General features: G+C 52.3%; 10 protein-coding genes. All 10 read left to right on the forward strand.

Going from position 1 to position 16,629, the window contains the following annotated elements:
- Positions 1-163: 163 nt before the first annotated feature.
- The 10 genes from H581_RS0111710 to H581_RS0111755 all read left to right on the forward strand — a co-directional run bounded on the left by H581_RS0111710 (position 164) and on the right by H581_RS0111755 (position 16,621).
- Positions 164-1,621, forward strand: a complete 1,458-nt coding sequence (locus H581_RS0111710) for an MDR family MFS transporter (RefSeq protein WP_028610147.1) — start codon at positions 164-166, stop codon at positions 1,619-1,621.
- A 490-nt stretch (positions 1,622-2,111) separates the two neighbouring features.
- A complete protein-coding gene (locus tag H581_RS33820) occupies positions 2,112-3,389 on the forward strand; it encodes a glycoside hydrolase family 125 protein (RefSeq protein ID WP_156889622.1) in 1,278 nt (425 codons plus the stop codon).
- Between the two features lie 105 nt (positions 3,390-3,494).
- On the forward strand, positions 3,495-5,012 hold the full coding sequence (locus H581_RS0111720; RefSeq protein WP_028610148.1) for an ABC transporter substrate-binding protein: 1,518 nt from the start codon (positions 3,495-3,497) through the stop codon (positions 5,010-5,012).
- Between the two features lie 134 nt (positions 5,013-5,146).
- Positions 5,147-7,966, forward strand: coding sequence for an extracellular solute-binding protein (locus H581_RS33825; protein WP_051250713.1), 2,820 nt, complete (start codon positions 5,147-5,149; stop codon positions 7,964-7,966).
- A 43-nt stretch (positions 7,967-8,009) separates the two neighbouring features.
- Positions 8,010-8,972, forward strand: coding sequence for a carbohydrate ABC transporter permease (locus tag H581_RS0111730; RefSeq protein ID WP_028610149.1), 963 nt, complete (start codon positions 8,010-8,012; stop codon positions 8,970-8,972).
- Position 8,973: 1 nt separating this feature from the next.
- Entirely contained in the window at positions 8,974-9,846 is an 873-nt protein-coding gene (locus H581_RS0111735) for a carbohydrate ABC transporter permease (RefSeq protein WP_051250715.1), read from the forward strand.
- Positions 9,847-9,866: 20 nt separating this feature from the next.
- Entirely contained in the window at positions 9,867-11,993 is a 2,127-nt protein-coding gene (locus H581_RS0111740; RefSeq protein WP_028610151.1) for a YIP1 family protein, read from the forward strand.
- A gap of 29 nt (positions 11,994-12,022) precedes the next feature.
- Entirely contained in the window at positions 12,023-14,620 is a 2,598-nt protein-coding gene (locus H581_RS0111745; RefSeq protein WP_028610152.1) for a DUF5696 domain-containing protein, read from the forward strand.
- 24 nt (positions 14,621-14,644) lie between these two features.
- Positions 14,645-15,610: a carbohydrate ABC transporter permease gene (locus tag H581_RS0111750; protein WP_051250717.1), complete on the forward strand. Its 966-nt coding sequence runs from the start codon at positions 14,645-14,647 to the stop codon at positions 15,608-15,610.
- A gap of 6 nt (positions 15,611-15,616) precedes the next feature.
- On the forward strand, positions 15,617-16,621 hold the full coding sequence (locus H581_RS0111755; RefSeq protein WP_051250719.1) for a carbohydrate ABC transporter permease: 1,005 nt from the start codon (positions 15,617-15,619) through the stop codon (positions 16,619-16,621).
- The last annotated feature ends 8 nt before the right edge of the window (positions 16,622-16,629 follow it).

A 16,629-nucleotide genomic window follows, 5' to 3' on the forward strand; every position in this document is an offset into this window, starting at 1 on the left:
AATAATCACTGACAGCTGCGGTCAGTAATTTTCATTTAAAAATAAAAAATCCCATGGAAATGTTTGTATCCACTTTTCTATTGCACTATAATAGCCTAGTAATCAGGCTGTTCTCACGGAGCTTGGTTTTCCGTTTTATCATTATGAGGAGGAGAGAAAGAAAATGAATACGGCTGGAACGGCATCCGCCTCCGCTCCCAATGATGTGGGAGATGTGAAGAGGCTGCCCATTTTGATTTCGCTTATTATCGGGGCGTTTTTCTCTATTTTAAATGAAACGCTTCTGAACATCGCTTTCCCCGAGCTGGTCGTCGAGCTTCAGGTCTCGGCCACGACGCTCCAATGGCTGGCGACGGGATATATGCTTGTTGTCGGGGTATTGGTCCCTGCTTCTGCTCTGCTGGTCCAATGGTTTACAACGAGGCAGATGTTCCTCGGAGCCATGACCCTGTTCACGCTCGGAACGCTCGTATGCGGAACCGCCCCTGAATTTTCCTTCCTGCTGGCGGGCCGTTTGCTGCAAGCGGCGGGAACCGGACTTATGCTGCCGGTGCTTATGAACACGATTCTGGTGCTGTATCCGCCGGAGAAACGGGGAGCGGCGATGGGAAGCATCGGGCTTGTCATCATGTTCGCCCCGGCCATCGGCCCTACGCTGTCCGGACTTATTCTGGATTCGCTGCAATGGCGCTGGCTATTTTATATGGTGCTGCCGTTCGCGATCTTCTCGATCGTGTTCGCGTTTATTTATTTGAAGAACGTATCCACGCCTACTAAGCCTAAGGTAGATATTATTTCCCTTATTTTGTCCACGATCGGCTTCGGCGGCATCGTCTACGGCTTCAGCAGCTCGGGCGAAGGACACGGCGGCTGGTCCAGCCCGGAGGTTTACGGAACCGTAATCATCGGATCCGTCTCGCTTCTGCTGTTCGTGCTTCGCCAGTTCCGGGTGAAGGAACCGTTAATGGATCTCCGGGCATTTAAGTTCCCGATGTTCACGCTGACGACTGTTCTGCTCGTCATTATGATGATGACGCTTTTCTCGACCTTGTCGCTGCTGCCGTTCCTGTTCCAGGGGGCGCTCTTGATGACCGTATTCGCTTCCGGCTTGATCATGCTTCCGGGCAGCCTGCTGAACGGTCTTATCTCGCCGCTGACAGGCAAGCTGTTCGACAAGTTCGGTCCGCGTGCGCTAGTTATTCCGGGCGCGTTGTTTCTGGTCATCATTATGTGGTTCTTCACGCAGGTGTCCGGCGATACCTCCAAGACGACGTTTCTGGTTCTCCATATTTGCCTGATGGTCGCGATCTCCATGATTATGATGCCGACTCAGACGAACGGCTTGAATCAGCTGCCTCAGCGGTACTATCCGCACGGAACGGCCATTCTGAACACCCTTCAGCAGGTGGCGGGCGCGATCGGCGTCGCCTTGTTCATCGGCATTATGACGTCCGGGCAGCGCGAATTCCTGGAGGGCTCCTCCGATCCGACATCGCCTGCCCAACTATCCGAGGCGATGGTATCTGGCGTTCACAACGCCTTCCTGGTCGGCTTCGGTTTCGCAATCGCGGCTCTCGTATTCTCCCTGTTCATTAAACGCACGAAGGCGCCGGCGGAATAAAAACTCCGTGCGAATCCATTTGAAATAATGAGCTCCCTATCCGCTTCTTATAGCGGGCTGGGGGCTTTTTTATTGTATAGGAAATGATGCAACTCCAACGATTGTGGATAATCGAATCTGGGAATGTGAGCGGGGTCCTCGTATGAGCAGGCGGTAATAGGTCATTATGAGGCAACCTTATGAAAGAGTGAGGCTAGACTCGCTCTTATTGATACTTGCAAATAGCTCGAAAGAACAATGAGGAAAACCTCACTCGCCGTGAGGCTGCCCTCATAGGGAATGAGGTTTGTAGCAATAGCCATTTCACCGCAGAAGGACTACAGCAGCCGATCGGAAAATAATTCCCAAAAAAATTGGTGTACATATTGACATATCAAGTCAATCTGTATAATATACTATTTGTAAGCGCTTATATCAATGTAACATACAGCATTGCGATAGTTTACTGCCAGGGAGGGAATGGCTGCGAATGAATGTATTTGTAGACGAAATGACGAAAAATGATCCTGTAATCGCAGAGCTGGAGCAATGGCCTCAGATGGCCAAGTTTTACCGCAATTGCTTCTACAACACGCTGGAGACGACGACCGAATTGCTGGACGACGGCACCGCATTTGTATTTACAGGCGATATCCCTGCGATGTGGCTAAGGGATTCGTCGGCTCAGGTCCGTCACTATATCCCCTTATCGGCCGGAGACGCCAGGTACCAACGAATGATAGAAGGCCTGATAAGGAGACAGCTCGCGTACATACAAATCGATCCCTATGCGAATGCCTTTAACAAAGAGCCGAATAACCAGGGCCATAAAGGCGATCTTACCGAAAGCAATCCGTGGGTATGGGAAAGGAAGTACGAGATTGATTCCCTTTGCTATCCGATTCAGCTCTCTTATCTTTATTGGAAGGCGACGGGACGAACGGAACAGTTCGATGAGGCGTTCAAGAAAACGGCATATGCCATTATGGAACTTTGGACGGCGGAACAGAACCATACGGAACATTCTTCCTACAGCTTCCAAAGATTGAACGGTCCGGCATCCGATACGCTGCCAAATGACGGGCAAGGAACGCCTGCATCCTATACAGGCATGACGTGGTCGGCTTTCCGGCCAAGCGACGATGCTTGCAAATACCATTATTTAATTCCGTCCAATATGTTCGCCGTCGTCGTGCTGAAGTACGTGGCGGAAATTGCGAGGATGATATATCAAGATGATGAGCTTGAGAAAGCAGCCCGCAAATTAGGCGGCGTAATCGACGAGGGGATCCAAGCCTTCGGCATATTCAAGCATCATCAATTCGGCGATATATACGCTTACGAAACGGACGGCCTCGGCAGCTACAACCTGATGGACGACGCGAATGTGCCGAGCCTGCTATCGATTCCGTATATCGGCTACGTATCCGCTGACGATCCGGTTTATCAAAATACGAGACGATTTATTTTGAGCCGGGAAAATCCTTATTATTTCGAAGGGAAAGCCGCAAAAGGAATCGGCAGCCCTCATACGCCATCCGGTTATATATGGCCGATCAGCTTGACCATGCAGGCATTAACGTCCGGCAATGACGAGGAAATCCGGGAGCTTCTGAAGACGATTGTCGCTTCGGATGCCGGAACCGGGTTTATGCATGAAGGCTTTCATGCAGACGATCCGGCGCAGTACACGAGGCCGTGGTTCGCTTGGGCCAACAGCTTATTCGGTGAGTTGATCTATAAGCTGGTCGAAGAGAAGAAGCAGCATTTGTTTCATTCCGAGGCATGATCTCTTTCATCTTGACTTTGCATTCATTCATTTGTGTTACAGCGGGCCTGCTCCTGCGAGCAGGCTCTGCATAACAAATAATAAACGGTTGGAAGGGGAAGAAAAATGCGCAAAAGAGGCAGAGTAGTCTGGTTTCTGATGGCGGTCTTGATTTTATCGCTCGTTGCAAGCGCTTGCACAAGCGGAGGAGGCGGGAGCGAGGGCAACGCGAACACCGAAGAAGGGCAGAACAATGTCGAACAGGCGACCCATTCGCCGGAACCTAGCGTTGAGGCTCCCGCTGATGACGGCGCGCCTCCCGCACAGGATTTGGGCGGCTATAAATTCGTCGTAGCCGACAATAACGCGAACAGATGGTTTCCTCAGGAAGGCAGCTCCGATCTGGCCAATGCCGTTATCGACCGGATCAAATGGGTCGAAGAGACCTATAACGTCAAGATCGAATTGAGAAAGCATTCGGAGGAAGAATTCAGCAATGCGGTCCTTGCCGGCGACAAATACGCGGACATTATCATAGCGCCGACATGGGAGCTTGGCAGACATATTAACGGCAAACGGATTCTGGATATGAATACGATTCCGAAGCTGAAGCTGGACAACGACTACTGGAAGGAATTCAACACCTCCAACCTTCTGACTTACGACAACCGGACGTTCGGCGTTGCGGCTCCTTTCGCGAACCAGGGCGACGAGGTGTGGGTACTCGCGTTCAATAAGAGCATTATGGAAGAGCTCGGCCTCGAGAACCCGTATGAGCTGGTGAAAAACAAACAGTGGACGTTCGAGAAGATGCTGGAGATGGAGCAAGCGGCGAAACGCGATTTGAACGGCGACGGCGTGATGGACAGCAATGACCGTTACGGGCTTGCTACAGGACATGACTGGGATATCGGCGTTGCGTTATATCTCGCGTCAGGCAACAAAATCATCGATGTCGCTGCCGACGGCAAGATGACGTATGCCGTCAACACGCCGCAGGCGTATGAGACGATCGAGATGATTAAGAAATTGGCCAAACCGGGAGACACCTTCTTCCCGAAAAAAGAAGGCGAGGATATGGACGCATACGTGAAAGCGTTCGTGGAAGGCAAAGCGCTGTTCCTGGCTTACTCCAGAGGCCGGGGAGTCATTGATCCGATCTATGAAATGGAAAGCGACTTTGGCTTCGTGCCGATGCCGATGGGCAATAATACCGATCAATATCTTTCTTGGGTAAGCCATGACGCGCCGTCGATGGCCGTGCCGGTAACGAATAAGGAGCTTGACAAAACGGGGCTTATTTTGGAAGCGCTCGCATGGAAAGCGCAGGAGGAAGAGAAAATCCGGATGGATGAGATCGCCTTCACCCAATTGCGCGATGACGAGTCGGTCGAAATTTTGAATGAATTGAAAAACTACGGGGTTTCCGACATTGCCTTTATCGGTCAACAAATGCAGGGTAACGTGCACAGCGGTCTGGCATTGATCCCGGATGTCGGCTTCTATAATCAGAACCTGGAGCCGGCTTCCAAAGTGGCGGAAATCGAAGAGGCGGTTAATATCGGCCTGGAGGAGCTGGCATTAAGGCTGAAAGGCGAATTCGTAGAGCCTGAACCGAAGCCGGGGGAGGAGAAAAAGGAATAGCGCAACGCCCGTAACGGAAGTAGGGGCTGTCAGACATATTGATCGACTAACCGGCGGACGGCCCCTATTCATTTGTTCAAAAGAGACTCTGTCCATGTGGGGGAAACAATTATGATGGTGCGAGCTGAACGATTATGAGCGGAAAATTATCGAAGTCTTTTCTTTTTGCGTTAGGGTTATGCTTGTTGGCGTTCATAGGGCCGGCGGCGGTATCGGCTGATGACGATCATCTCCTGATCAAGCTCCCGAGCTACCTTGAATATCTGGAACAGCATAAAGGCAAGGACGCGGGAAGCTCGGATATCGTCATTAAAGCGGATACCTATGCCCGTGCCGATACGGATGTCGAGATTTACGACGACTATGAAGGAATGTACGGCAAATCCGTTCTTACCGGCGACAGCGGAACCATCGAATGGGAGATCGATGTCCCCGAGAGCGGTATGTACAATATCGAGGTGCTCTATTATCCCGTCGAAGGCAAAGGCAACTCGATTGAGAGAATGCTTACGATCGACGGTAAAGTCCCGTATAACGAAGCGAAATATATTCATTTATCCCGGATTTGGAAAGACATAAGCGAAATAAGCCAGGACTTCAAAGGAAATGACATGAGACCGAAGCAGACCGAAGCGCCGAGATGGCGGAAGGCGCTGCTGCAGGATATGCTGGGCTATTATAATGATCCGTTATTGTTTTACTTTGAAGAAGGGCAGCATACCGTCGGTTTCGAATCGGTGAGGGAACCGGTGGTTTTAAATACCGTCCGTCTTTATAAAGCGGAGGATCTCAAAACCTATGATGAAGTGAAAGCCGGGTACGAGGCGCAAGGCTATAAGGAAGCGGATGCGAAAACGGTCAAAATTCAGGCGCAGGATACGTATGAGAAGTCGGATAATACGCTGTATCCCATTGCGGACCGCACATCGGCCATAACGGAGCCGCAGGATCCTTCCAAGCTGCGGCTGAACAGCATCGGCGGAGACAAATGGAAGATGCCCGGGCAGTGGATTACCTACCGGTTCACGGTAGAGGAGGACGGCTTATATAAAATCGCGTCGCGATTCAAGCAGAACAAGCTGGCCGGCATGTACGTCAACCGGAAGATTCTGCTGGACGGAGCCGTTCCTTTCCGGGAAGCCGGGGCTGTTCAGTTTCATTACGGCAGGAACTGGCAGGTTGAAGCATTAGGAGACGGAGACCGGGAGTTCGCTTTTTATCTGGAAGCAGGTGAGCATGAGATTACGCTGGAGGTAACGCTCGGGCAGCTGGCGGAGGTGCTGAACCGGGTCGACGGCAGCCTCTTCGAGCTGAATGCGGTGTACCGCCAAATCCTCATGATTACGGGAACGGAACCGGATTTATACCGCGATTACGGATTTGAGAAGCTCATTCCGGATGCCATCGCAACGATGAAAGAGCAGGCCGCTGCGCTCAGGAAGGTATCGGAGGATATGGAGGTTTTGGTCGGGCAGAAGGGCGAGAATATGGTGCTGCTCGATAAAATCGCCTTCCAGCTGGAGCAGATGGTCAAAGATCCGGAAGCCAATATCGCCAAAACCTTCACGCCTTTCAAGGAAAACGTCGGGGCTCTCGGGACATGGATTCTAACCGTGGGAGAGCAGCCGCTGACGATGGATTATTTGAGCGTCATGCCGGTGTCCGGGAAGCTTCCGAAAGCGGAAGCGCCCTTCTGGAAGCGGCTGATGTTCGAATTCACGTCGTTCCTCATGTCTTTCATTGCTGATTACGATACGTTGTCCGCGGACGGGCGGCAGACGGAGGAGCCGATCGAGGTATGGCTTACGTCGGGGCGGGACCAGTCGCAAATCATTAGAGAGATGATTAACGATACGTTTACGCCGGAGACGGGGATCGGGGTCAAGCTGAAGCTGATCCCGGACAATACGCTGCTGCCGTCGGTGCTTGCCGGCATCGGGCCCGACGTCGCGATGGGCAATCTTGCGGCTGAGCCGGTTCAATACGCTTTAAGAAACGCCGCCGAGAATATGAAGGAAATGCCGAATTACGACGAGATCGCTTCGCGGTTCCATCCAAGCTCCATTGTGCCTTATGAACTGAACGGTAAAGTATATGCCTTGCCCGAAACGCAATCCTTTCCGATGCTCTTTTACCGGAAAGATATTTTGCAGGATTTAGGCCTTGAAGCGCCGACGACATGGGATGAGTTCTATCGTTTAATCCCGGAAATTCAAAAGCAAAATATGCAGCTCGGTTTTCCGGCCGACATTACGGGCTTGCAGATTTTCTTATATCAGGACGGGGCGGAGCTGTATAATGCGGACCGGAGCCGGTCGACGCTGGACGGGGATGCAACAATTGAAGCCTTCCAGAAGCAGACGGAGCTGTTTACGACATATAAGTTTCCGAGGGATTATGATTTTGCCAACCGGTTCCGTACAGGCGAAATGCCGATCGGGATCGCAGATTATACGACCTATAATCAACTGATAGCTTTCGCTCCCGAAATAAGAGGATTATGGGAATTTGCGCCGCTGCCGGGCACCGTTACGGCGGACGGAAATGTAAACCGAGCCACTCCTTCGACTGGGACGGGGATCATGATGCTCAAGGGCGCGGGGGATAGGGAAGCGTCCTGGGCTTTTATGGATTGGTGGACCAGCGCGGAGACGCAATCCAGGTTCGGAACGGAAATGGAGTCGATTCTCGGCAAAGCGGCCAAGCAGGCGACAGCCAACATGGAAGCGCTGAACAATATGCCGTGGACCAAGACTGAATTCGACCGTCTGATGGACCAATGGGCCTACGCAACGGGCACGCCTGAGGTGCCGGGAGGCTATTACGTAACGCGCAGCATCGGATTCGCGTCGGCGCTTGCTTATACCAATGGAGATCCGGAGTCTCTGCTTGATTATGTAAAAGAGGTTAATGATGAAATAACGAGAAAAAGGCGGGAATTCAAGCTGGAATGACCGTGCCTGCGACTGACTTTACAGATTCAGGAGGACTCCAACCATGAATAAAGATTTGGCAGTGAGAGGAAATGTGATTTCGAAGAGACCGGACCATTTTCTAAGAAACCGTCTGGAGACGGGCTGGAAATCGGTTAAAAAAAATAGGGTCGCTTATCTTTTTGCGGCCCCCTACATGATTTTGTTTTTTGCCTTTACCGCTTTGCCGGTTATCGTCTCGCTGGGCTTAGGGTTTTTCTCCTTCAACCTGTTGGAGGCGCCGATCTTCGTCGGCATGGATAATTATATCCGGCTGTTTCTCGGCGACGATATTTTCATTAAGGCCATCGGCAATACCTTCTTATTGGCCGTCATGGTCGGCCCGATCGGTTATTTGATGTGCCTGGTATTCGCATGGCTTATTAATGAGCTTCCGAAGTCGCTGCGAACGATCCTGACTTTGATTTTTTACGCTCCATCCATTTCGGGCAACATCTACCTGGTTTGGGGCATCTTCTTCAACAAGGACGCTTACGGCTATGCCAACGCCCTCTTGCTTCGCTATAACATCATCTCATCACCGATTCTATGGTTTGAGAATCCGCAGTACATGATGCCCCTCGTCATCGTAGTGGCGCTGTGGACCAGCGTCGGTACGAGCTTTCTGGCCTTTATCGCCGGCCTGCAGGGGATCGACCGGACGCTGTACGAGGCGGCGGCGATGGACGGCGTAAAGAACCGGTGGCAGGAGCTCTGGTATGTGACCCTGCCTTCGATGAAGCCGCAGCTGATGTTCGGCGCCGTCATGAGCATTACAGGAGCATTCGGAACCGGGGCGATCGTTACCGCCTTGTGCGGTATGCCGAGCACCGGCTATGAGGCGCATACGATCGTGAATCATCTGGAGGATTACGGCTCGATCCGTTATGAAATGGGTTACGCTTCGGCTATCGCAACGATATTGTTCGTTATTATGATCGGCACCAATAAGCTTGTTCAGAAGCTCTTGTCGAAGGTAGGTGAATAACTTGGTCCGTTTGAAGCTCTCACGAAGCAAGAGCGGGATTAGCCGGTCGTATTTTGCGGATTTCGGCATCTACTTGTTTTTATTGCTGTTCGGTATTTTTATGATGCTGCCGATGGTCTATGCCATTTCCAATTCCATCAAGCCGCTGGAGGAAATTTGGTATTTCCCTCCCCGGTTTCTCGTCAACAATCCGACGCTCGATAACTTCCGGGATTTAATGATCGTCATGAGCGATTCATGGGTGCCCTTCAGCAGATACATGTTCAATACGTTTTTTATAACGGCGGCAGGCACTTTAGGGCATGTCGTGCTGGCTTCCTTATGCGCGTATGTGCTGTCTAAGCACAAGTTTCCGGGCAAGGGCGTCATGTTCGGCATGGTCGTGCTGTCCCTTATGTTCAGCGGCGTCGTTACCCAAATTCCGAACTTTATCATTATTTCTTCGCTCGGCTGGATCGACTCTTATCAGGCGATCATCGTACCGGCCTTCGCATCCTCTCTCGGCTTGTATTTAATGAAGCAGTTCATGGACCAGATGATCCCGGATGCGGTGCTGGAGTCGGCCCGGATGGACGGGGCAAGCGAATGGAACATCTTCTGGAAGATCGTCATGCCGATGGTTAAGCCTGCCTGGCTGACGCTGATCATCTTCTCGATTCAAGGGCTCTGGGGGATCGGCGCCAATCACTTTATTCAAAGCGAGGAGCTGAAGACGCTCAATTACGCGCTCTCCCAAATACTGGCCGGCGGCATCGCCCGTACGGGGACCGGCTCGGCGGCCGCGGTGCTGATGATGATCGTGCCGATTATCGTATTCATAATCTCGCAGTCGAAGATTATAGAGACCATGTCTGCGTCAGGCATGAAAGAATAGGCTTGGAAGGGGAAAAACGAATGGTCAGGAACAAATGGATCTTGTTTTTTGCCGCCATACTCATGCTGGGTTGCTTCGGCGTTGACTCGGCTTCGGCGATGGTTCCATATAAAACCTACTTCTATGATTATGAAGGAAATTATTATGTTTCGCCTGACGCGTATGTGCCAAGCCGGGTGCTGAACGCCAAGGATATGGGAATCGGACAGGAGGGGCTCAACCAGCCGCTTGACCTGTTCGTGGATGAGAATAACTTAGTCTACCTCGCGGACAGCGGGCGGAACCGGATTCTCGTGCTCGATGAGCGCTATCAATTGAAGCGGGAGATCAGGGAGTTCGTGCTGGAGGACGGCGTCACGAAGGACAGCTTTAACGGCCCGACAGGCATCTTCGTCACCGCAGAAGGACTTCTCTACGTCGCGGACTCCAAGAACGCCCGGATTGTCGTACTTCGCCAAGACGGCACACTTGCGCGGGTTCTGGAGGCGCCGGCATCCGAGGTATTTCCCGCAGGCTTCATCTACGAGCCGTCGGCGCTCGGAGTCGATCCGTCCGGCCGGATCTACGTCATCTCGAAGAGCACGAACATGGGCGTGATCGCCTTGAATGCCGACGGCGGATTTGAAGGCTTCGTAGGGGCGGAGAAGGTCGTGCCGAAGGTGACCGACCTGTTCTGGAAGCTGATCACGACGAAGGAGCAGAAGAGCCGCACTGCGAAGAACGTTCCGACCGAGTACAACAATATCGCAATCGACGAGCTCGGCTTCGCTTACGTGACAAGCAGTGCGCTTGACGCGAGGAATCAGCTGAACGCGATCCGCAGCCGGGATAAAACCAGCCTGCATGCTCCGATCAAACGGCTGAACAATCTCGGAATCGATATTTTAAAGCGCAACGGCGCCTATCCGCCTGCGGGAGACATTCAAATAACAAACGATGTATCACGCTTTATCGATGTCGCGCTGGCGGGGAACGGGATATACAGCACCCTCGATTCCACGCAAAATAAAATTTTCACCTACGACGAAGAAGGAAATCTTCTCTACGCCTTCGGTGGCTACGGCAGCCAAAAAGGCGTGTTCCAGAGCGCTTCCGCGCTGGCTTATCAGGACGCCAATCTGCTGGTGCTGGACAAGGATGCGGGCAATCTGACGGTCTTCCGGCGCACGGAATACGGCGATCATATCGCCGCTGCCATCCATGCCCGGAAAAACCGTAAATACGATGAGTCCATTGCTGCTTGGCATAAGGTGCTGGAGCAAAATCCGTCGCTGGAGATGGCTTATTCCGGCGTCGCGCAGTCTAATATGCGCAAGGAAGAGTACGCGGAGGCGATGAAGAACTATAAGCTTGCGAACGATTGGGAGCATTATTTCAAAGCGTTCTCCGAATACCGCAAGGAAGTCGCCGGCAAGCTGATTCTCCTTATTCCCGCTATAGCGGTTGCGATTCTGTGGCTGCTGGCCAGATTCTTCAAATATGTGAAGAAAGTGAACGGCGGGGGGTGGCGGAAGTCAGGTGAAAGAACGCTCTGGGAGGAGCTGCTGTACGCCTTCCACGTCATGCTTCATCCTTTCGACGGCTTCTGGGATTTGAAGCATGAGAAGAGGGGAAGCGTGCGCGCGGCGGTCGTCATCGTCGCGGCGGTGATGGCGGCGGATATATTCAAGAAGCTGGCCGGCGGTTATATTCTTTACCCGACCGACTGGCGCGTGCTCGATCTGTTCGATACGGTGCTCAGCGTGCTAATCCCGTTCGGTTTATGGTGCTGCGTGAATTGGGGGCTGACGACGCTGATGGACGGGGAAGGAAGCTTGAAGGATATTTTTACCGCTTCCGCCTATTCGCTAATGCCGATCGTAATGATCAGCGTTCCGGTTACGATATTCAGCAATTTCGCTTCGACGCAAGAGCAGCCGTTCATTACGTTCTTCGGGACGCTGTCCTTCGGGTGGTCGCTGGGCCTCATCTTTATCGGGGTGCTGGTCACCAATGATTATCATCCGTTCAAAAATTTGTATACATCCGTCATTTCACTGGTAGGCATGGGGTTCGTCGCCTTCCTGACGGTTCTATTTATTAATATTTTGCAAAATATGAATGCCTTTATTATGACGATCTTCAATGAAATTACATTTCGACTATAGAAAATTCGGGAAGATTGGAGGTCAGCTGTATGAATGTGAAAGGGATCATCTGCGCGCTGCTCGTGGCCTTGTCTCTGCTTGCGTTGTGGAGACCGGCAGCCGGCGAGTCGGCAGGCGCGGCGAATACGGCGGAAGAGGCCGAAGCGCCGGCCGCAACCGAAGCGGCGAAGCAGCAGAAGCCGGTGAAGAACGGAGGCTTGACGCCTGCCGCCGAGAACGACAGGCTCCGATTATATTTCGACAACAACTCAGGGGGAGTCGTCGTTGAGGATATGGCGACCGGGAGCAGGTTCTACTCCAATCCAGCCGATGCCTTAGAGGATCCGAAAGCGAGCGGCGCGATGAAGGAGGAGCTGATGTCCCAGATCAAGCTCATCTACAACGTGAAAGGCAAGGAAGGCGATCTGGAGATGAACAGCTATACCCATGCCATGAAGCTGGATCAAGTGAGCTGGGGCAAGCTGGATCAAGGCTTGACGGTGGACATGGTGCTGGGGCGGGAGGAACAGAGGCGGCTGCTTCCGCAGCAAATCACGAAAGCCAGCTTCGAAGTGAACATCCTGAACCTTATTGAAGAGGAACGGGCGAAGAGAAGAATTCTAGCCTTCTATATTCAATATTCGCGCGAGGATCTCGAGGGAGCGAAAGGCGGCGAGCTGCTCGCGAAATATCCCGTCCTGGAGAAAGAAGATATCTACGTGCTGAAAACCTCGATTACGGAGCGGGATAAGGGCGTATTGGAGGGGTATGTCAAGGAGGCCGGTTATTCGTATGAGAAGCTGGAGGAGGACTACAAGCTGGTCGGTTATAACGGAGACGACGCCGTCTTCCCTTACTTCAAGCTGAAGCTCGATTACGTGCTGCAGGATGAAGGGTTATCCGTCACGGTACGCAACGGGCAAATCGAATATGACAAGGAACGTTTCAATCTGGTGAAGATGATCGTACTGAATTATTTCGGCGCGGGAGAAACGGGTGAGGAGGGCTATCTATTCCTTCCCGACGGGTCGGGCACGATTATAAATTTCAATAACGATGCGAGCAAGAACACGCTGCTCACGACCGGGAAGCTGTACGGTCCCGATTATGCGTTATCGCAGACGGCAAGAGGCAGCTTCAAGCAGGAGTTCAGGACACCGGTATTCGGGATCAAGAAGGACGGGGCGGCGTTGTTCTCCGTGATCGAGGAGGGGGACGCGGTCGCGGAGATTAACGGCATGATGGGCGGCATCAATCATTCCTGGAATACCGCTTATGCCGCCTTTACGATACGGAACAAGGATACTTTTATCCAGAAGAATGCCTTCGAGCAGGCGCCTTGGATTATTTACGAGAAGAACGAATACAGCGGCGATATCGTGATGCGCTACTTCTTCCTGACCGGCGACGATGCCGATTACGTCGGCATGGCCAGAGCCTACCGTCATTATCTTGCCGGCAAGGGGATGTTGAACAAAGTAACGCCGGAGGCGAATATTCCATTTTATCTGGACACCATGGGCGCGGTAGAGACGATGGTCAGAAAGCTGGGAATTCCTGCCCGCAGCCAAGCGGCCGTCACGTCGTTCGAGCAGGCGGGGCAGATGCTGGATGAGCTGTCGCAAGCCGGCGTAAGCAACATGAAGCTGCGATATACAGGCTGGTATAACGGTGGCTTCTATCCGACCGCGCCGGACAAGATGAAAGTAGAGAAGGTGCTCGGAGGCTCGAAGGGCCTGCAGTCTCTGGCGGCGAAGGCGCAGGCTTTGGGGGCGCGGGTTTATCCGGATGTCGACTTTGTGAATGTCTCGTCGAATAAATTCTTTGACGGCTTCAAGCCCCATAAGGACGGGATCCGGTCACTGTTCCAGAAGATCAGCTTCAAGGGCATATTGAATGTCGCGTCCCTGGAGTATGAGAACAGCGTGTGGGGCATCGATCCGAATAAAATTCCCGGCTATTACAGCGGGTTTACGAAGGCTTACGCTTCGTTGAAGCTGAACGCGATCTCCTTATCCACCTTGGGCGAGACGTTAAATTCAAACTTTAAGAACGGCAGGCAGGTTAACCGCCAGCAGTCGCAGGCAATCGCGAAGCAGGTGCTCGCAAAGGCCGGCGAGGCGTATGAGGACATCATCTCCGACAACGGCAATGCTTATATTTTTCCGTACGCGGATCATATCCTGCATCTTCCGGATGAGGACAGCTCGTTTGCCATAGCCGACAGGCAGGTCCCTTTTCTGCAAATCGCGCTTCACGGCTACATCGGGTATGCCGGCGAGCCGCTTAATTTGGCGAATGACTTGCGGCCGGCTGTATTGAAGGCATTAGAGACCGGCAGCGGCGTCTATTTCAAGCTGAATTACGGCGACAGCAGCCTGCTGAAGGATGCCTCCTTGTTCGACGAGGTATACGCTTCGCGGTATGCCGATTGGAAAGAGGAGGCGCCCGCCATCTACGCGGAAATAAACGAAGCTTTGAAGGACGTTCAGGATCAGGCCATTACTGGCCATGAGCAGCTTGCGGAGAATGTGTATAAAACAACGTACGAGAACGGCAAAGCCATTATCGTAAACTACGGCAAACAAGAAATTCAGGTGGAGGGGATGGCGGTAGGTCCGGTTGATTTTGCAACCGTCAACCCGTAACCCCGGCGAGGAGGTTCATCGACAATGAGCAAATGGTCTGCGGCTTTAGGCAGGAAGAAGCTGATGAATCTAACCGTGACGCAGAAGCGGGATCTGATGGGCTGGGTGTTCGTCAGTCCCTTCGTCCTCGGTTTTCTCCTTCTGTTCCTGGGAATATTCATCGATTCCTTCCGCTTCAGCTTCATGGAAGTGAATGTGCTGCAACAGGGCGGGTACTCGGCGAAATTCATCGGGATGGACAATTTCCATCAAATTTTACGAGTCGATCCTTACTTTAACCGGCAGCTGTATAACGCCGTGCAAAATATGCTGTTCGACATTCCGATTATCGTCATGTACAGCCTTTTTATTGCGGTTCTGCTTAATCAGAAAATGAAAGGCCGGGCGGTCTTCCGGGCGATCTTCTTCGTTCCGGTCATTCTGGCCACCGGCATTATCGACAAGGCGGACTTAAGCAACTCGATTATGAACGCATATCAAAGCATACCCGGTCTGGATACCGGCATCGCGGTCGTGAACGAGTCGGCCGGCGGTATGTTCAGCAATCTTCAATTAAAGAGGTATATGTTTCAAATGTTCGATTTCAGCCCTGCGCTCGTAAATGTTACGGTCGGTGCGGCGGAAAATATTTACGACGTGGTGAATCATTCCGGCGTGCAAATTTTGATCTTCCTGGCCGGCTTGCAGGCGATCTCGTCTTCCATCTACGAGTCGGCCAAGATCGAGGGCTGCTCCGGCTGGGAGAGCTTCTGGAAAATTACGTTTCCGCTTATCAGTCCGCTCATTCTGGTTAATATCATCTACTCCATAATTGACTCCTTCACCGGCAGCAAAAATCAGGTCATGGACCGGATTACGGCAGCGATGAAGCTAGGCCAATACGGTGCGGCCTCGGCGATGGCATGGGTTTATTTCCTGATAGCGGCTGTATTTCTCATCGTCATCGGATTGTTCGTAAGCCGGTTTGTATTTTATCAGAATAAGGAGTGACGGCAGATGAGCGTTGCGCAGACGGGCACGCCTATGGCGGCAAAAAGAAAAGGGCTGCTGAGCGGGAAGCTCAAGCACAAATATTTGAAACTGTTTTTCGTGAACCGTTTGTTCTGGGGCGTGATGCGCTATTTACTTCTGATCGGGCTGGCGTTCCTGATCCTGTATCCGCTGCTCGTGAAGCTATCGAACAGCTTTATGAGCCCGCAGGATCTAATCGACGGCACGGTACGCTTCATTCCGAGGCAGGCGACCTGGTTCAATTACGAGACGGTGATTGCCTATACGTCCTTCTTCGAAGGCTTGGCGAATACGTTCGGCATCGCGTTCATGAGCGGCGCCCTGCAAATGCTCGTATGCACGATGGTCGGATACGGACTCGCGCGCTTTAATTTCAGAGGGAAAGGGCTCGTATTTACGCTCGTGGTGCTTACGATTCTGATTCCGCCGCAGACCTATATGATTTCGCTTTATATGAAATTCAGCTTCTTTGATATTTTCGGTCTCCTGTCCGCGATCAGCGGCGGCACCGTCCGGCTGATGGACTCCATGTGGCCGATGGCTATTCTGTCGATTATCGGCTTCGGCTTTAAGAACGGCCTGTATATTCTCATCATGAGGCAATATTTCAAGGGCATTCCGAAGGAGCTGGAAGAGGCCGCATACGTGGACGGCTCAGGCTTGTTCCGGACTTTCGCCCGGATTATCCTGCCGATCTCGATCTCGATGATGATTACGATCTTTATCTTCTCGTTCTCCTGGCAGTGGACGGACAGCTTCTATTCCTCCATGTTCTTCAGCCAGATCAAGCTGTTGTCCAATTCGCTTCTAACGGGCTTTGAAGGCTTGATGCTCGAAGGAGCTACCGTCGGACTGAAGAACGGCCAGCCCTTGACCGCGACGCTGACCAATACGATGTCGCTACTGGTCATTTTGCCGTTAATCGTCCTGTATCTCTTCGCGCAGAAATATCTCGTGGAAGGCATCGAGCACAGCGGGGTTGTCGGCTAGCCGGTGAA

This window comes from Paenibacillus harenae DSM 16969 (assembly GCF_000422465.1).
GTDB classification, from domain to species: domain Bacteria; phylum Bacillota; class Bacilli; order Paenibacillales; family Paenibacillaceae; genus Pristimantibacillus; species Pristimantibacillus harenae.